Origin of the sequence: Plantibacter sp. Mn2098 (genome assembly GCF_049319745.1) — a bacterium.
Classification (GTDB): Bacteria; Actinomycetota; Actinomycetes; order Actinomycetales; family Microbacteriaceae; genus Plantibacter.
Genome location: NZ_JBMOUH010000002.1, coordinates 467,732 through 485,240, shown reverse-complemented (window position 1 = coordinate 485,240; position 17,509 = coordinate 467,732). Strand labels below are relative to the sequence as shown.

Sequence of the window (17,509 nt, the reverse complement as noted above, 5' to 3'; positions counted from 1 at the left end):
CAGTGGCTCCATCTCCCGCGCTCGCGGGGTCGGTTGTGGTGACGTGACGACGCAGGAGGCGCTGTCGTCACACGGGGACGCTCGGGTACCACGGACGTGCGCTGGCGCGCAGCGTCAACTCGGTGGCGAGCGTGAGTGAGTGGAGGTTCTCGTAGTCCGGGGCGAGAACCATGCGGGTGGCCGCCTGCCCCATCTGCCAGGCGGGCTGGGCGATGACGGTGACCGGCGGGTCGACGAGTTTCGCCCACGGCACCTCGTCGAACATCACGACGGAGATGTCCTCTGGGACGCGCAATCCACGGTCCCTGACGGCCGTGAGCGCGGCCTCGCCGAGCACGTTGTTGCTCGCGATGAGGGCTGTGGGCGGTTCGTCGACGTCGAGCAGCCGGAGGGCGCTCGCGTAGGCGGTGTCGCGGGTGAAGCGGGTCTGCACGACGAGGCGTTCGTCGATCTCGACCCCCATGTCCGCGTGGGCACGACGGAATCCCTCGTCGCGCAACCGGCCGCTCGTCAGCTGGGACGGGCCGCCGAGGTAGCCGATGCGGCGGTGGCCGAGCGCGAGGACGTACTCCGTCAGGGCCCTGGCGGCTGCGAGGTTGTCGATGAGGACGGACGGGATGTCGAGGTCGTCGATCGTCCGGTCCGCGAAGACGATGTTGATGCCCAGCCGGGCGGCGCTGCGCCAGGCGTCGACGTTCTCACCCGTGGGGAAGGCGATGATGCCGTCGACGCGCTGCTCGACGAGCAGGTCGATGTACTCCTTCTCGCTCTCCGCATCCTCGCCGCTCGCGCAGAGGATCACGTGGCGACCCATGGACTTCGCGGTCGCGAGGACGCCCTGGGCGAACTCGCCGTAGAAGTTGTTGGAGATGTCGGTGACGATGAGGCCGATGTTGTTCGTCTTCTGGCGTTTGAGGCCACGGCCGAGCGCGCTCGGGTGGTAGTTGAGGTCGCGGGCGATCTGTTCGACCCGCTTGCGTGTGGACTCCGCAACCTTGCCCTGTTTCGAGAAGACGCGGGAGACCGTCCCGAGGCCGACGCCGGCTGCCGCTGCGACATCCTTCATGGTCGCCTGCTTGGCCGATCGCGACCCTGCTCGGCCGCCCTGCGTTTCGCTCATGCTTGTGCTCCGTTTCGTGGATCTTCCAGGTCAGGAGCCCGCGCGACGCCGGATCGCCCCATACCTCGCAGGATACTGACCTGCCGGTTGTGCGTCGTGTTGCGCATGCGTCGTTGCCCTGTCTGATCATTCACGGAGAACGTGGTGGTTACGTTTCCACCACGACCATAGTCGCAGATTCGTCGTTGTGTCAATCACGCAAAAAACCCTGTTTTTATGCGGTCGATTGCCAAACTTGCAGAGCGGTATGAGCGGATTGACACAAGCGATCCAGTGAGAGAGAGTGGAATCGGTTCCAAATGACCGGGTCGCACAGGCGCGACCGACCAGAGAGAGCAACCATGACCTCCACCATCCCCACCACCATGAACGCGAGCGTGCTCCACACCGCCGGCGACGTCAGAACCGACGTCGTCGACACCCCGACGCTCGCACCGGACCAGGTGCTCGTCCGCATCGCCGCCGTCGGCGTATGCGGTTCGGACGTGCACTACTACCACGAGGGGAGGATCGGCTCATTCATCGTCGAGCAGCCCCTCATCCTCGGCCACGAATCGGCCGGCACGATCGTCGCGACCGGCTCGGACGTCCCCGCCACCCGCATCGGCGAACGCGTGTCGATCGAACCGCAGCGCGCATGTCGACACTGCGAGCAGTGCAAGCACGGACGGTACAACCTGTGCGCCGAGATGGAGTTCTACGCGACCCCGCCCATCGACGGCGCCTTCGCGGAGTACGCCGCCATCCAGGCCGACTACGCCTTCCCCATCCCCGACTCGATGTCCTTCGACGCCGCCGCGCTGTGCGAGCCCCTCTCTGTGGGCATCTGGAGCAATCAGAAGGCGGGAACCGCGCCGGGATCGCGCATCCTGATCGCAGGCGCCGGGCCCATCGGCATCATCGTCGCGCAGGTCGCCCGCGCCTTCGGGGCATCGGAGATCATCGTGAGCGACCCGGTCGCCGAACGCCGCGAGGTGGCGCTCCGCTTCGGGGCGACCACGGTCCTCGACCCGCTCGCCGCCGACATTGCGACGCTCGGACTCGAGGTGGACGCCTTCATCGACGCGTCCGGGGCGCAGCCGGCCATCCGCGCCGGGATCCACGCCGTCGCTCCGGCCGGCCGCGTCGTCCTCGTCGGCATGGGCGCCGATGAGGTGACCATGCCCGTCTCCCGCATCCAGAACCGCGAACTCCTCGTGACCGGTGTGTTCCGGTACGCGAACACCTGGCCGCTCGCGATCGCGCTCGCGTCCTCCGGCGCAGTCGACCTCGACGCCCTCGTGACCGGTCGCTTCGGCCTCGACGAGGTCGAAGCCGCACTCGAGGCGGCCGGTCGCCCGTCGACCATGAAGGTCGTCGTCACACCGAACGAGCGGTGACCGGACGATGACTCTCGTTGCCGGGATCGATTCGTCGACCCAGAGCTGCAAGGTCGTCATCCACGATCTGGAGACCGGTCGGGTCGTCAGAACGGGCCGGGCGTCGCACCCGGCCGGGACGGAGATCGATCCGGCCCAATGGTGGGACGCCCTCACCCGCGCCATCCACGACGCCGGCGGCCTCGACGACGTCGCGGCCGTCTCGGTCGCGGCCCAGCAGCACGGCATGGTCCTGTTGGACTCCGCCGGCCGCGTCATCCGGCCCGCACTGCTGTGGAACGACACCAGGAGCGCACCCTCGGCCGCCGACCTCGTCCGCGAGGTGGGGGCCGACGCATACGCTGCACGCACCGGCGTTGTCCCCGTCGCGGCCATCACGGCGTCGAAGCTGCGCTGGATCCGCGATGCGGAGCCGGCATCGGCGCACGCCGTCGCCGCGGTGGCGCTCCCCCACGACTGGCTCACCTGGCGCCTGCGCGGCTACGGGCCGGCGGATTCGAGCCCGCTCGGCCCCGCCCTCGAAGCCCTCACGACCGATCGGTCCGATGCGAGCGGCACCGGCTACTGGTCCCCGTCGACCGGCGGCTACGACCTGGACCTGTTCGAGCTCGCGCTCGGCAGGCTGGCGATCCTTCCCCGGGTGCTCTCGGCCGCGGACTCCCCCGGGACGACGCCGGGCGGGGCCGTCGTGGGCGCAGGTGCCGGGGACAACGCGGGCGCCGCCCTTGGCCTCGGCCTCGAGGTCGGCGACGTCGTCGTCTCGCTCGGCACGAGCGGGACGGTGTTCGCCGTCGCGGATGCCCCGCGCGCCGATCCGTCGGGCACGGTCGCAGGGTTCGCAGATGCGACCGGGCGATTCCTCCCCCTCGTCTGCACGCTCAACGCCGCCCAGGTCGTCGACGCCACGGCACGTCTGCTGAACGTCGACCACGCGGAGTTCTCGCGTCTCGCACTGGCGGCGGAACCGGGGGCGGGCGGTGTGACGCTCGTGCCGTACTTCGAGGGGGAACGGACGCCGAACCTGCCGGACGCCACGGGGAGCATCTTCGGTCTCACGCTCCGCTCCACGACCCGCGAGAACCTGGCGCGGGCGGCCGTGGAGGGGATGCTGTGCGGCCTGGCCGACGGACTCGACGCGCTCGTCGCCGACGGCACGGCGGCGAACCGCATCCTGCTGATCGGCGGAGGCGCCCGGAGCGATGCGGCGAGGACCATCGCCGCGGAGGTCTTCGACCAACCGATCGAGGTGCCGAGCGCCGGAGAGTACGTCGCAGACGGCGCAGCGGCCCAGGCCGCCTGGGCGCTGACGGGGCGCCGTCCGTCCTGGACGCTCGCCCGTGACGACCGCCGCGCACCCGCGACCGTCCCAGGCATCAGGGCCAGGTACGCGAGTCGCGCCACAATTGGAACCGATTCCACTATTTCCACGTCATCATCCACATAATACGCACGTCAAGAGTTGGTCAATCACTCGACAAAACACCGGAAAATCAACGGAAATTGAAGGATTGACATTCTCACCAATCCGGAGCTACGCTCCATAGTGGAAACGTAACCACTGGTTACCGAGCAAGTCACGACACAACGAGGTGATGAAGATGACCGCTACCACGCGGTGCCACAGCTCGCTCGCGATGTTCCGCCCCGCCGGTCCGGCACACCTGCCCCTCCTCCGCACAGGAGACCGGGCACACACCCGACGCCCCGACCCCGATCGGGTTCGCGCCGGCCGTTCCAGCCTCACCCCACCCGGAGCGCACATCGCCTCCCCGGTCACCCGGATCCCCCATCGGGCGACCATCGGCGACACGCCCCACACTCAAGGAGAAACGCAATGACCCGCATCACACGGGACACCAGCAGCAGTCGCGGCCCCCGCCGCACCGCACGTGTCTTCGCAACCGTCGCCGCCACGGCAGCCCTCAGCCTGCTCCTCGCAGCCTGCGGATCCTCCGGCGGCGCTTCCACCGCAGGCGGCATCACCGCCTGGGGCACCACGGCAGACAAGCCACTGACAGAGCCGTCGGTCACCGAATTCAACGCCGCGAACTCGAAGACGCAGATCAAGGCGAACTACTTCGGCACCAACGACTACAAGGACAAGATCCGCACCGCCATCAACTCCCCCCAGGCACCGACGCTGGTGTACACCTGGGGCGGCGGCACCATGGCGCAGTACGTCAAGGCCGGCCTCCTCCGCGATCTGACCCCCGACCTCAAGGACGACAAGGCCTTCACCGATCGCCTCATCCCCTCCGTCGCGGCCGGCGGCATCAACGGCGGCAAGACCTACGCCATCCCCATGGACCCGACCTCACCCGTCGTCCTCTACTTCAACGAGGACGTGCTGAAGAAGGCCGGCGTCGAACAGCCGAAGACCTGGGACGAACTGCTCGCAGCCGTCCCCAAGATCAAGGACGCCGGATTCGCACCGATCGCCCTCGGCGGCGGCAGCAAGTGGCCGTACCTCATGTGGATCGAGTACCTCGTCGACCGGATCGGCGGACCGCAGGTCTTCCAGAACATCCTCGACAACAAACCGGACGCCTGGTCGGACCCCGCCGTCATCAAGGCCAACACCATGATCCAGCAGCTCGTCAAGGCCGGCGGCTTCGCCGAAGGATTCGCCTCCGTGTCCGCGGACACCAACGCCGACCTCGCCCTGATGGTCACCGGCAAGGCCGCCATGCTCCTGCAGGGCGCCTGGGCCTACTCCGGCATCTCGCAGATCGACCCGACCTTCGAGTCGAGCGGCAAGCTCGGCTTCGGTCCGTTCCCAGCGGTCGAAGGCGGCAAGGGCGACCCGAAGAACATCGCCGGCAACCCGGCCTCCTACTGGGCGGTCTCCGCGAAGGCGACCGACGCACAGGCAAAGACCGCGATGAACTACCTCACCAAGACGGTGTGGAACGACGCGTACACGAAGTCGGTCATCGACGCGGGCAACATCCCGCCGCTCACCGGCATCGGGCCGCAGCTGAAGGGCGACTTCGCCAAGGGACTCAACGACATGATCGCCGACGCCCCCAACTTCCAGCAGTCGTGGGACCTCGCCCTGTCGCCGGCCGCGTCATCGGCGTTCTGGACCCAGCTCGACCTCCTCTTCAACGGTTCGGAGACGCCCCAGCAGTTCTCCGACAACATGAACAAGACCATCGGAAAGTAAATGAGTACTCGGAACGGTGGGGCCATCGCCCGCCTCTCAGCACCCAGCAGTTGGCTCGTCGCCCCCGCCCTGGTCTTCTTCCTCGGCTTCGCGATCATCCCCCTGCTGATCGCCCTCGGCCTCAGCTTCACGAGCTGGGATGGCCTCACCGCTCCGGTGTTCAACGGCATCTCCAACTGGGTGAGCAAGCTGACCGACCCGGTCACCTACAACGCCCTCTGGTTGAGCCTCCAGGTGATCGTCTTCTCCTGGATCGTGCAGACGCCCCTCAGCCTCCTGCTTGGCGTCTTCACGGCCGGGCGTCAGAAGTACCGCGCGGTCCTGGCCGCGCTGTATTTCCTGCCGCTCATCCTCTCCTCCGCCGCGATCGCCATCGCGTACAAGGCACTCCTCGACCCCAACTACGGCATCGGCAAGGCCTTCAACCTCCCGGTCCTGTCCCAGGACTGGCTGGGCAACCCGGCCCTCGTCCTCTACGTCGTGATCTTCGTGATCGCGTGGCAGTTCATCCCGTTCCACTCCCTCCTCTACCAGGCGGGCGCACGGCAGATCCCGGCCTCGCTCTACGAGGCGGCGCAGCTGGACGGCGCCGGACGGGTGAAGCAGTTCTTCTACATCACCGTGCCGCAGCTGAAGAACACGATCATCGCGTCCTCGACGCTGATGGTGGTCGGGTCGCTCACCTACTTCGACATCGTCTACATCCTCACCCAGGGCGGGCCGGGTTACGCCACCCGCCTCCTCCCGCTGGACATGTACCTGACCGGGTTCTCGGCCAGCGACCTCGGCGGGGCGAGTGTGCTCGCCGTCATCCTCGTGGTCATCGGCCTGCTCCTCGCGGCCGGGCTCACGAAGTTCAGCGGGTTCAACCGGATGTCCAGCCAGCAGGACGGAGCGTGACCGACATGACGACGACAGCCCACACCACCGCCACACCACGCGGAGCAGGCATCGCGCCATCCCAGCGGCGCGCGGACCTCGTGCCCAAGAAGCGGCGCGGACGCGCCAGCAGGGCCGGAAGCCCCCGCAAGAACGTCCTCGGCGGCCTCGCCGGGTACATCTGGCTCGCGATCATCATCCTGCCGATCTACTACGTGGTCATCACGAGCTTCAGCGAACAGGGCGCGTTCTACACCCGCAACCCGCTCGCACCACCGGCGAACCCGACACTCGACAGCTACGGGCTCGTCCTGCAGAGCGGCTTCTTCACCTACTTCGCGAACAGCCTCATCGTGACCATCGCGACGGTCATCGTCACCACGATCGTCTGCCTCCTCGCGGCGTACGTCATCGTCCGCTCCAACGCGAAGTTCGTCCGTGCGACGTACTCGGTGTTCCTGCTCGGCCTCGCGATCCCGCTGCAGGCGACGATCGTGCCCCTGTTCTTTATGCTGGGGCAGGTGCAGTTGTACGACACCCTGTGGGCGATCATCCTGCCGTCGATCGCCTTCGCCGTGCCCATCACCGTCCTCATCCTGGTGAACTTCCTCCGCGACATCCCGAACGAGCTGTTCGAATCGATGCGGGTCGAGGGTGCCGGGCAGTGGACGATCCTGCGGCGCCTCGTGATCCCGATGGCAAGGCCCGCCATCGCGACCGTGGTCATCTACGACGCGCTGCAGGTGTGGAACGGGTTCCTCCTGCCCCTCGTCCTGACCCAGAGCGAGGACATCCGGGTGCTCCCGCTCGCGCTGTGGAACTTCCAGGGCCAGTTCAGCATCAACGTGCCGGCGACGCTCGCAGCCGTTGTGCTCTCTGCCCTGCCGATCCTCGTGCTCTACATCCTCGCGAGACGGCAACTCGTGAGCGGACTCACCGCCGGCGTCGGCAAGTGACCTGACCCCTGCCGTCGCGGCGGCCCCACCCGCGGCGGCAGGCACCAACCATCCAGCGCCGAACGGTGCGCAAGCGGCTCTCGATCCCTAAGCTGATCGAGGGCCGCTTCGTGCGTCCCGCCCTCGGTCCCTGAAGCCCCGGTCCCTGAGCCTGTCGAAGGGCCCCGACCCGAAAGCAGACATGATCACCGTCATCGGAGAATCCCTCATCGATCTCGTCGCAGGGACGCCTCACGTCGGCGGCAGTCCGCTCAACGTCGCGATCGGCCTGGCACGGCTCGGGCATCGGACCGACTTCGTGTCGCGATTCGGACGGGATGCGTACGGCGAGCAGATCGCGGCTCACCTCGCCGCGGACGGCGTCACACCCGTGCTCCCGCCGGACGACGGCCGGACGAGCGTCGCGACGGTCACTCTCGATGAGCGCGGGGCTGCGAGCTACGACTTCGATCTCGACTGGTCGCTGCCCACGGTGGACGAGATCACCGCGGCGCTGGCGGCGGCTTCGGCCGGTGCGCACGATCCCGCGTCATCGCCGTCGCTCGCGCACATCGGTTCGATCGCGACGACCCTGCAGCCGGGCGCGACGACGGTCCTCGATCTGGTGACCCGTCTCCGACCGGAGTCGACGATCACCTTCGACCCCAACGCCCGTCCGACGATCGTCGGCGATGTCGCCTACGCGGTCGCGCAGGCGGAGGCCTTCGTCGCGGTGAGCGATGTGGTCAAGGCGTCGGATGAGGACCTGCTGTGGCTGTATCCGGGTCGGACGATCGAGGAGACGGCTGCGGCGTGGTTGGCGCTCGGGCCGGCCGTCGTCGCCGTCACTCGCGGTTCGGAGGGCGGCTACGCCGTCGCCGCGAGCGGTGCCGTGTCGGTCCCGTCCGTGCGTGCCGAACTGGTCGACACGGTCGGCGCCGGCGATTCGTTTATGGCGGCGATGCTGGGCTGGGTCGTCGACAACGGTCTGGACGGTCCGTCGTCGCGGGATGCCCTGCATGCGATCTCGCCAGCGCAACTGAGCTCGCTCCTCGGCTACGCGGCGGCCGCAGCCGCCATCACCGTCTCCCGTGCAGGCGCCAATCCGCCATCGCGGTCCGAGCTCGACGCCGCCCGCTCCTCCGCTCCCGCTTCCTCCCCCGCTTCCTCTTCCACAATTCAGGACGTTTAACGCAATTCAGGACGATCCGGCCCGTTTTCCGGGCGAATCGTCCTGAATCGCGCAAATGTTCCTGAATTCCGCGAGGCAGCACGATGAGGCTGCGGCGCGGATCAGAGGCCGCTGCGGATCAGAAGCCGAGGCAGATCAGAGGCCGCTGTAGGCGTGCAGACCCTTGAAGAAGACGTTGACTACGGTGAAGTTGAACATCACTGCCGTGAACCCGACGATCGCGAGCGTCGCAGCACGCGATCCGCGCCATCCGCGCGTTGCACGGGCGTGGATGTAGCCGGCGTAGATCACCCAGATGATGAACGTCCAGACTTCCTTGGTGTCCCAACCCCAGTAGCGGCCCCAGGCGCGCTCGGCCCAGATGGCGCCTGCCATGAGCGTGAACGTCCAGAAGATGAAGCCGACGATGTTGATGCGGTACGCGAGGTTCTCGAGGCGCTCGGCCGTCGGCAGCGTCTGCACGAACTTCAGCTTCGTGGCCACGCCGGTGAACGCCAGGCGCTCACGACGCTGCTGCAACAGCTGCACGACGGACAGGGCGAAGCCGATCGCGAAGAACGCGGTGCCGAGGCTGGCGACGAAGACGTGGATGACGAGCCAGGCGGACTGCAGCGCCGGCGGAAGCGGAACGACCTCGACGTAGAAGTTGGCGGTGGCCAGGCCGAGCAGCACCGTCACGAGGCCGACGATGAACGTCCCGAGGAAGCGGACGTCGACGCGTGTGAGGACCGCGAGGAACACCGCGATGATGAGCAGCGTGCCCGTCATGGCGAACTCGTACATGTTGGCCCACGGCACACGACCGGCCGCGATGCCGCGGGTCACGTCCGCGGTCAGGTGCAGCAGGAACGCGATGACGGTGAGGGCGACGCCGACGCGCAGGCTGGGCGACTTGCGCACGGGCGCCGGCGGTTCGTCCTCGCCGCGACGAGCCTTCGTGAGCGTTGTGGAACGCGCGCCTGCCGGGGAACCGGCAACGGCTGCAGCTGCGGCGGTCCCGCCGGCGACCGAGGCGCCGGCGCCGGATTCGGCTGCCGCAGCGGCATCCGCGGCGGCGGTGACCTCAGCGCTCCTCCGCGCGAGGTCGAACGAGAACGCGATGAACGCCATCGCGTAGACGGCTACGGCCGACCACAGGCAGAGGTTCGAGATTTCGACGAGAGTCACGGTTTAACACTACCTCCGGTGGTTGGTGCTTGGTCTGGTGTTTCGGGCTCCTCGACAGCGGGGGCATGGGCCTCCGCGAGGGCTGCCACCGCCCGTTCGAGGCCGGGGTCCTCGCCTCTCGCGAGACCCGCGTACTGCAACGTGACGGTGCCGTCCTCGCCCGGGATCGCCTTGACCCACACCCGCCGGCGGGCGACGAGCAGCGAGGTGATGAGGCCGCCGAGGGCGAGGAGCGCGAACACGAGCACCCACACCTGCGTCGGGTCGTGGTGCACGTCGAACGAGGCGAACCGTTTGACCGAGCCGGCGTAGTTCTCGGTGGACGGGTGCTTCGCGACGTTCTCGAACGTCACCGAGCCGAGGCCGTTCGGCAGCTCTGAGCTCTGCCCGGGGGCCAGCTCGATCGAGTCGACGCCCGTGGATCCGCCCGTGATCTGCTTCATCTTGTCGACGTTCAGCGCGTACACCGACTTGGGGACACCGGCGTTGATGCCGAGGTCGCCCTCGTACACGTTGAGCGTCAGGAGGGGGTACGCGAGGTCCGGGTAGGAGGAGAAGAACGGCGCCTTCGACGCGGCCTGGGTCGGGTAGAAGAACCCGATCATGCCGATCTGCTTCGCGAGGCCGTCCGGCACCTTCACCACACCGAGGGAGGTGAGCTGCGCGTCCTGCGGGAGGAACGGGATCGAGTCGCTGAAGACGACCTCTCCCTTCGGGTTCTTCACCGTGATCGTCGGCGCGTAGCCGTTGCCGAGCAGGTAGACGTCCGTGCCGGCGAAGCGCAGCGGGTCGTTGACCTTGATGGTCGCCTGACGGGATTCCCCGTGCGGGTCGGTCGCCGTGACCTCCGCACGGTAGTCGATCGCCTGGCCGTAGGCGTTCAGGTTCTTCGTCTCGTAGGTCACACCGAACTTGTCGAGTGTGAGCTTGTACGGCTCGAGCGAGCTCGGGTCGAAGAACCGGCCGGGGTTGAAGGAGTCGAAGTCGATGAGGCTGTTGACGAACGTCTGGCCCTCCACGAGGACGCGCTGTCCGGCGAACCCGAATCCGCCGCCGAACCCGACCGTGATGAGGATGCCGACGAGCGCGGAGTGGAACACGAGGTTGCCGGTCTCACGCATAAAGCCGCGCTCGGCAGAAACGGATTCCGTCCCCTTCGCTTCGAACCGCTCGACGCGGTAGCCCTGGCGGCGCAGCTGCTTCGTGGCCGAGTCGATGAGCTCGGTCGGCGTGGCGTCGGCCGCGACCGTCCGCGACTCGAAGGCCGCGAGGCGCTCCAGACGCGCAGGCGTCCTCGGCGGACGCGAGCGGAGCGCCTGGAAGTGGTGCTTCGTGCGCGGCACGACACAGCCGATGAGCGAGACGAACAGCAGGATGTAGATGGCCGAGAACCACGCGGAGCTGTAGACGTCGAACAGCTGCACCTTGTCCAGGATCGGTGCGAGATCCGGGTTGTCCGCGAAGTACTGCGTGACACCGTTGGGGTCGCTCGACCGCTGCGGGACCAGCGAACCGGGGATCGCCGCGATCGCGAGCAGCAGGAGCAGGAACAGCGCCGTGCGCATGCTCGTGATCTGCCGCCAGATGAACCGCAGCCAACCGACGAAGCCAAGCTTCGGCTGGTTGATCGTGTCGGGTGCCGGTGAGTCGATGTGATCAGAGGGGCGTGACAATTTGCGTCAACACCCCCTGCAGCGAATACATCCAGGCGGACCAGAGACCAGAAACCATCAATACACCGATCAGGATGAGCAGCACTCCGCCGACGATGTTGATCGCGCGAATATGCCGTTTGAGGAATGTCATCGACCCGGTCACCCAGCCGAGGCCGAGGGCCACGAGCAGGAACGGGATTCCGAGGCCGATGCAGTAGAACAGGCCGAGCAGTGCGCCACGCCACGCCGAACCGCCGGAGAGGCTGAGCGCACTGATGGCGGTGAGTGTCGGGCCGAGGCACGGCGTCCACCCGACGGCGAAGACGATGCCGAGCAGCGGCGCACCGGCGAGACCGGTCTTCGGCGCCCACGACGGTTTGAACGACCGCTGCAGGAAGGTCAGCTGCCCGATGAAGATGAGCCCCATGAGGATCACCACGGCACCGAGGACGCGGGTGATGACGCCCTCCCACTCAACGAGCCACGCGCCGACCGTGCCGACGAACGCCGCGATGCCCACGAAGACGACCGTGAAGCCGAGGATGAACAGGCTCACCCCGAGGAGGACGCGACGACGCCCGGCCCACGTGCGCGCAGCATCGGCAGAGGTCATGCCTCCGACGTAACCGAGGTAACCGGGGACGAGCGGGAGGACGCACGGCGACAGGAACGACAGCAGACCGGCTGCGAGTGCGATGGGGATCGCGACGAGCAGCTGGCCGCCGTAGACGATGTCGCCGGGCGTCACTTGTTCGCGCTCTCGGCGACGGTGTCCCTGATGAGGGTGTCGAGGATCGTGCGGTCCTGCAGCTGGCCGAGGATCCGGGCAGCGACCCGGCCCTGCGCGTCGAGGACGATGGTGGTGGGGACGGCGTTGGGCGGGACGCTGCCGGTGAAGGCGAGCTTCGCCTCGCCGCTGTCGACGTCGAGGATCGACGGGTAGGTGATGTCGTAGGTCGTGTTGAACGCACGAGCCGTGTCGGCGGTGTCGCGGACGTTCACCCCGACGAAGCTCGCGCCCTTGCCCGTGTAGCTGGCGTTGAGCGCCTGCAGGTCAGGGGCTTCTGCGCGGCACGGGGCGCAGGCCGCGTACCAGAAGTTGACCACCAGGACCTGGCCGGCGTAGTCGGAGGACGAGATCTTCTCGCCGTTCTCGCCCGTGCCGGAGAAGGTGATCGATGCGCCGCGGTCGGCCGCCTTGATCTCCGTGACGCTGCCGTCACCGGCGACGTAGCCCTTGTTGCTTCCCTCCCGGTACTGCTCGGCGAGCGGATCGTTGCTGCACGCGGTCAGCAGGAGGCCCGCGATGGCGAGCGGGGCGATGGCGGCGAGGATGCGGCGTTTCATAGTGGTTCCCTGGAACGTGAGTCTGGCCACGTCACACCGCCCCGACATCGGTCGAGCCGACGGCGAGTGCCGCGGCCGGATCGGTGTAGCCGACTTCGATGAAGCCGTCCGTGGTGCGTTCGAACGTGGTGATGCTCGACAGTGCGCAGCGGCGCTTGCGCGGGTCGTGACGGAGCTGGAGGCCTTCGACGGAGCTGTGCATCATCCAGATGGGCAGCTGGTGGCTCACGATGACGGCGTCGCCGCTGTCGGTCGCGCGCCAGGCGCTCTCGACGGCCGCGGTCATCCGGTTGACGATCGACGCGTACGGCTCGCCCCAGCTCGGCTTCGACGGGTTGCGCAGCTTCGGCCAGTTGAGCGGGTTGCGCAGGGCACGGCTCATGCGCTTGCCCTCGAACTCGTTGAACGGTTCGATGACGCGGTCCTCCGGGATGATCTCCAGACCGAAGCGCGTCGCGATGGGGGCAGCTGACTCCTGCGCACGCTGCAGCGGCGATGCGTAGAGTGCGGAGACGGGGCGCCCGCGGGCCGCGAGGTCGTCTGCGGCGGCTGCGGCCATCCGCTGACCGAGCTCGGACAGCCGGAATGCGGGGAGTCGGCCGTAGAGCACACGAGAAGGATTGTGTACTTCGCCGTGACGCACGAGATGGATTTGGTCGGCTACCACCCCTCAAGTGTACGTTTCGATTCACTGCGGATTCGCCGAGATCGCCTTCCGGGCCCGGACATGCCGAAGTCGGCCGCCCCGCTCTCGCGCTCCGCTCCCTGCCTCTGTGCTCCGCATCCCCTCCGCTACCTCTCCACATCCCCCCCCGCCTCCCGCCCGCATCCCGCCCGCATCCTCTCCGCATCCCGTCCGCATCCCCTTCCCTCTCCGCTACCTCTCCACTTCCCCTCCGCATCCCGTCCACTTCCTCCCCGCAGCATCGCGCATAACTCCTTCAATTCGTCGCGGCCGCCAGCCGCGTCCCCGGAATTCCGCGGATGTCTCCGGGACGGCCTCCGAATTGAAGGAGTTATGCGCGATGGGACCACGGCCCCGGCTGGCGACTTCGGCCGTCAGAAGTGGCATGGACGCGGCACGGCTAAGCTGTCCAGGTGACTGAACGCGTAGTTGTGAAGAACCTGGCCGCCCTCCCAGACGGTCCCGTGACCGTGTCCGGATGGGTCGAGACCGTCCGCGATCAGAAGAAGGTGCAGTTCATCGTCCTCCGTGACGAGTCCGGCGCCGTCCAGCTGGTGAACCCGGCGACCCGCGAGGTCGACCCGGAGGTCGAGGGCTCTGCAGAGCGCGTCGCAACCACGGAGGCAATCTCCGCACTCGCGAACGGCTCCTTCATCACCGTCACCGGCGAACTCAAGCACGACGAGCGCGTGAAGCTCGGCGGCATCGAGGTCAAGCTCGCGACGCTCGAGATCGTCGGAGAGGCGCTCCCCGAGACGCCCATCGCAGCCGACTCCTCGCTCGACAAGCGCATGGACTGGCGCTTCCTCGACCTGCGTCAGCCGAAGCAGGCGCTCATCTTCCGCATCCAGACCACGTTCGAGCACGCGCTCCGCCAGTACTGGATCGACAACGACTTCATCGAGATCCACACGCCCAAGCTCATGGCGAGCGCGAGCGAGTCCCGTGCGGAACTCTTCGAGGTCGAGTACTTCGACACGAAGGCGTACCTCGCGCAGAGCCCGCAGTTCTTCAAGCAGATGGCGCAGCCGGCCGGCTTCGGCAAGGTCTTCGAAGTGGGCCCAGCATTCCGTGCAGACCCGTCGTTCACGAGCCGCCACGCGACCGAGTTCACGAGCGTCGACGCCGAGATCAGCTGGATCGACTCCCACGAGGACGTCATGACGCTGCACGAGGAACTCCTCGTCGCCGGGTTCACGGCCGTCAAGGAGAAGCACGGCGAGCAGATCAAGGAACTGTTCGACATCGACCTCGAGGTTCCGTCGACGCCGTTCCCCCGCATCCCCCTCGCCGAGGCGAAGCGCATCGTCGCAGAGCGCGGCTACGAAGTGCCCCGCGCGGACGACGACATGGACCCTGAGGGCGAGCGCCAGATCGCGGCGTACGTCAAGGAGACCTTCGGACACGAGTTCGTGTTCCTCACCGACTACGCGTCGAGCATCCGGCCGTTCTACCACATGCGCAATGAGGAGGACGCGGAGCTGACCAACAGCTACGACCTCATCTTCAACGGTGTGGAGATCTCGACCGGCGCGCAGCGTGAGCACCGCGTCGACGTGCTCATCGAGCAGGCCAAGGAGAAGGGTCTCGACCCAGAGGAGCTCGGCTTCTACCTCGACTTCTTCCGCTACGGCGTCCCGCCGCACGGTGGTTTCGGCATGGGCCTCGCCCGTGTGCTGATGCTTATGCTGCACGAGACGTCGATCCGCGAGGTCACGTACCTCTTCCGCGGCCCGACGCGTCTCGCGCCGTAACATCCGCTTCCGGACGGCCCGCCGTCCCAGCCTCACTAGACCCCCGATATCCGATGGATGTCGGGGGTCTAGTGCATCTGTCGCGCCAGCCCTATATTGAGTCCAGACGACGCCGTCCGGGGGTCGCGGTGGTGCAACTGAGGAGACGTGCAGATGGCTGGCAAGTTCGAAGTGTTCCAGGACAAGAGCGGGCAGTACCGCTTCAACCTCAAGGCCGCGAACGGCGAGGTCATCGCCAGTTCCGAGGGCTACGTCGCGAAGGCGAGCGCGCTCAAGGGCATCGAATCCGTGCGGAAGAACGCCGCTGACGCGGAGATCGTCGAGCGCGACGCCTGAGCCGAGACACGAGAACGACACCCGCGGCGTCCGGAGGCTCTCGGGGCTCCGGGAGTATGCCCGGGTCCGGGCATACTCCGGGCTCCGGGGACCGCAGCGCGCTCATCGATCGGCTTCGCCGTGCCGGGTGCGTCTTCGCTGAGGACGAGGCGGAGTTGCTGCTCGCCGAGGCGCATTCGCCTGAGCAGCTCGAAACGATGACGGCCGCCAGGGTGGCCGGGCTGCCGCTGGAGCATGTGCTCGGCTGGGCGGCGTTCCGCGGCCTCCGCATCGAAGTCGACCCGCGTGTGTTCGTCCCGCGCCGACGGACAGAACTGCTCGTCGAGCAAGCGGTGCGTGTAGCGGGCCGGCGCGCGACGATCGTCGACCTCTGCTGCGGGACCGGCGCGGTCGGCACGGCACTGCTGCACGAGCTCGATGACGCGAACGTCTACGCGGCGGACATCGATCCGGCCGCCGTTGCCAGCGCGAGGCGAAATCTGGAGCCGCACGGCGGCATCGTGCTCGCCGGCGACCTCTTCCAGGCGCTGCCGTCGTCCCTGCTCGACCGCGTCGACGTGATCGTCGCGAACACGCCCTACGTGCCGACCGACGCGATCGCGCTCATGCCGCCGGAGGCCAGGGAGCACGAGGCGACGGTCGCGCTCGACGGCGGCGTCGACGGACTCGACCTGCACCGGCGGGTCGCCGATGGCGCCGCCCGGTGGTTGCGACGCGGTGGTTGGCTCATCGTGGAGACCAGCGTGGAGCAGGCCGAGCGGACCGCAGGGCTGTTCCGCGCCGCCGGGCTGACGGCATCGATCGTCCGTTCCGAGGAGGTCGACGGGACGGCCGTCGTCGGTCAGCGTGCCGCTGACTCAGTCGAGCTGGAAGTCGACGGCGGCGCGCGCTGAGACGTGCTGTTTCACGATCGCGACGACGCGCTGGTGCTCCAGGTGCACCTGGTACCGCTCGAGCGCTTCGAGGCTCGGGTAGTCTCCGACGAGGACGACGTCCCAGTTGCTCTCCGGGTAGGCGATGTTGCGGCCGACCTGCAGGCTGATGATGTCGTCGGGCATCACGCCAGCAAGGGCTTCGAGCTCGCTCTGGAGGACGGTGAATGACGCGTCGCGTGCGGCGTCGTCGGTGGCGTTCAGCTTCCAGCTGACGATGTGGCGGATGGTCATCTCTGCTCCAGGATGGCGGTTCGGAGGCGGTCGGGATCGATGCGCCAGTAGTTGTGGACCTTGCCGTTGATGAGCAGCACGGGGATCTCCTCCCAGTGGCGCTCGTAGAGCTCCGCATCATCGAGGATGGACACCTCGTCGAGCGCGATCTCCGGCGATCCGGCCGGGAGGGAGTCGATGACGCCCGTCACCACGGCGTGCGCGTCTTCGCACAGGTGGCAGTCGGGCTTCCCGATGAGGGTCAATTGCAGGCTCGTCACCCCTCCAGCCTATTCGTCGCGCGACGTGCGCACTCCCCTTGGTGGCCCGTCGCACCGGTCGGAATCGGTGATGCTTATCTGCACAGGTGTTGTATACATGTGTTGGGAAAACTCTGGATGCGACTGAGTGAGGCGCGTAGTCATAGGTGGTGGCCGAACATTCAGAAGCAGCGAAGATCCTCGGGGAACGCCTGCGCGCAGCCCGCCTCAAGCGGGAGCTCACGCTCGAAGACCTCGGTGCGCTCGCAGAGATGCACTGGACCAACATCGGCAAGATCGAGCGCGGCCAGGTGCACCCGAGCGTCGAGACCCTCGTCCGGTTGAGCAGCGCGATGGACCTCGACGCCGCACAGTTCGTGCAGGGGCTGAACGCCGACATGTATCCGGGCCGCACCCACAAGCTGACCGCGAAGGATCTGTTGGCCGAGCGCAAAGCGCGCGACGAGCGGAACTGACGCCGGACATCGA

Annotated in this window: 18 protein-coding genes; 10 read left to right on the top strand and 8 right to left on the bottom strand. The window is 67.4% G+C overall.

The annotated features are described in order from the left end of the window. Window positions 1-67 precede the first annotated feature (67 nt). Window positions 68-1,120: a LacI family DNA-binding transcriptional regulator gene (locus ACL9RL_RS05065; protein ID WP_422779121.1), complete on the bottom strand. Its 1,053-nt coding sequence runs from the start codon at window positions 1,118-1,120 to the stop codon at window positions 68-70. A 341-nt stretch (window positions 1,121-1,461) separates the two neighbouring features. Between ACL9RL_RS05065 and ACL9RL_RS05060 the strand changes: the two genes are divergently transcribed. The 6 genes from ACL9RL_RS05060 (at window position 1,462) to ACL9RL_RS05035 (ending at window position 8,671) form a co-directional block, all read left to right on the top strand. Next, window positions 1,462-2,499 (top strand): NAD(P)-dependent alcohol dehydrogenase, encoded by a 1,038-nt coding sequence (locus ACL9RL_RS05060; protein ID WP_422779120.1) that lies wholly within the window; start codon window positions 1,462-1,464, stop codon window positions 2,497-2,499. A 7-nt stretch (window positions 2,500-2,506) separates the two neighbouring features. After that, window positions 2,507-3,943: a xylulokinase gene (xylB, locus tag ACL9RL_RS05055; protein ID WP_422779119.1), complete on the top strand. Its 1,437-nt coding sequence runs from the start codon at window positions 2,507-2,509 to the stop codon at window positions 3,941-3,943. Between the two features lie 390 nt (window positions 3,944-4,333). Then, on the top strand, window positions 4,334-5,665 hold the full coding sequence (locus ACL9RL_RS05050) for an ABC transporter substrate-binding protein (protein ID WP_422779118.1): 1,332 nt from the start codon (window positions 4,334-4,336) through the stop codon (window positions 5,663-5,665). Further along, window positions 5,666-6,565 carry a carbohydrate ABC transporter permease gene (locus ACL9RL_RS05045; RefSeq protein WP_422779117.1) on the top strand — a complete coding sequence of 300 codons (900 nt, stop codon included), beginning with the start codon at window positions 5,666-5,668 and terminating at the stop codon, window positions 6,563-6,565. It abuts the gene before it with no gap. Between the two features lie 5 nt (window positions 6,566-6,570). Continuing rightward, a complete protein-coding gene (locus ACL9RL_RS05040; protein WP_422779116.1) occupies window positions 6,571-7,500 on the top strand; it encodes a carbohydrate ABC transporter permease in 930 nt (309 codons plus the stop codon). Between the two features lie 181 nt (window positions 7,501-7,681). Beyond that, the gene (locus tag ACL9RL_RS05035; RefSeq protein WP_422779115.1) at window positions 7,682-8,671 is read left to right on the top strand and encodes a carbohydrate kinase family protein; all 990 of its coding nucleotides are present in this window, start codon (window positions 7,682-7,684) and stop codon (window positions 8,669-8,671) included. 135 nt (window positions 8,672-8,806) lie between these two features. On the opposite strand, the gene ccsB is transcribed toward ACL9RL_RS05035, so the two are convergent. The 5 genes from ccsB to ACL9RL_RS05010 are packed head-to-tail and all read right to left on the bottom strand — an operon-like array spanning window position 8,807 to window position 13,507. Beyond that, window positions 8,807-9,781 carry a c-type cytochrome biogenesis protein CcsB gene (gene ccsB, locus ACL9RL_RS05030; RefSeq protein ID WP_422779217.1) on the bottom strand — a complete coding sequence of 325 codons (975 nt, stop codon included), beginning with the start codon at window positions 9,779-9,781 and terminating at the stop codon, window positions 8,807-8,809. Between the two features lie 53 nt (window positions 9,782-9,834). Further along, the gene (resB, locus tag ACL9RL_RS05025; RefSeq protein ID WP_422779114.1) at window positions 9,835-11,511 is read right to left on the bottom strand and encodes a cytochrome c biogenesis protein ResB; all 1,677 of its coding nucleotides are present in this window, start codon (window positions 11,509-11,511) and stop codon (window positions 9,835-9,837) included. After that, window positions 11,495-12,241, bottom strand: a complete 747-nt coding sequence (locus ACL9RL_RS05020) for a cytochrome c biogenesis CcdA family protein (protein ID WP_422779113.1) — start codon at window positions 12,239-12,241, stop codon at window positions 11,495-11,497. The genes resB and ACL9RL_RS05020 overlap by 17 nt, the downstream gene beginning before the upstream one ends. Then, entirely contained in the window at window positions 12,238-12,840 is a 603-nt protein-coding gene (locus ACL9RL_RS05015; RefSeq protein WP_422779112.1) for a TlpA family protein disulfide reductase, read from the bottom strand. Before ACL9RL_RS05015 ends, ACL9RL_RS05020 begins: the two co-directional genes overlap by 4 nt. A 31-nt stretch (window positions 12,841-12,871) precedes the next feature. Next, window positions 12,872-13,507, bottom strand: coding sequence for a histidine phosphatase family protein (locus ACL9RL_RS05010; protein ID WP_422779111.1), 636 nt, complete (start codon window positions 13,505-13,507; stop codon window positions 12,872-12,874). A gap of 431 nt (window positions 13,508-13,938) precedes the next feature. Between ACL9RL_RS05010 and aspS the strand changes: the two genes are divergently transcribed. The 3 genes from aspS to ACL9RL_RS04995 all read left to right on the top strand — a co-directional run bounded on the left by aspS (window position 13,939) and on the right by ACL9RL_RS04995 (window position 16,508). Next, window positions 13,939-15,279, top strand: a complete 1,341-nt coding sequence (aspS, locus tag ACL9RL_RS05005; RefSeq protein ID WP_422779110.1) for an aspartate--tRNA(Asn) ligase — start codon at window positions 13,939-13,941, stop codon at window positions 15,277-15,279. 153 nt (window positions 15,280-15,432) lie between these two features. Next, complete coding sequence (locus ACL9RL_RS05000) at window positions 15,433-15,615, top strand: YegP family protein (RefSeq protein WP_422779109.1); 183 nt, start codon at window positions 15,433-15,435, stop codon at window positions 15,613-15,615. 56 nt (window positions 15,616-15,671) lie between these two features. Then, entirely contained in the window at window positions 15,672-16,508 is an 837-nt protein-coding gene (locus tag ACL9RL_RS04995; protein ID WP_422779108.1) for a putative protein N(5)-glutamine methyltransferase, read from the top strand. Here ACL9RL_RS04995 and ACL9RL_RS04990 read toward each other — a convergent pair. Both ACL9RL_RS04990 and ACL9RL_RS04985 read right to left on the bottom strand, forming a co-directional pair. After that, a complete protein-coding gene (locus ACL9RL_RS04990) occupies window positions 16,473-16,781 on the bottom strand; it encodes a Dabb family protein (RefSeq protein ID WP_422779107.1) in 309 nt (102 codons plus the stop codon). The two genes, ACL9RL_RS04995 and ACL9RL_RS04990, sit on opposite strands and share 36 nt — an antisense overlap. Continuing rightward, window positions 16,778-17,041 carry a glutaredoxin family protein gene (locus ACL9RL_RS04985; RefSeq protein ID WP_422779106.1) on the bottom strand — a complete coding sequence of 88 codons (264 nt, stop codon included), beginning with the start codon at window positions 17,039-17,041 and terminating at the stop codon, window positions 16,778-16,780. The genes ACL9RL_RS04990 and ACL9RL_RS04985 overlap by 4 nt, the downstream gene beginning before the upstream one ends. Window positions 17,042-17,190: 149 nt before the next feature. Between ACL9RL_RS04985 and ACL9RL_RS04980 the strand changes: the two genes are divergently transcribed. Further along, entirely contained in the window at window positions 17,191-17,496 is a 306-nt protein-coding gene (locus tag ACL9RL_RS04980) for a helix-turn-helix domain-containing protein (protein ID WP_422779105.1), read from the top strand. Window positions 17,497-17,509: the final 13 nt, after the last annotated feature.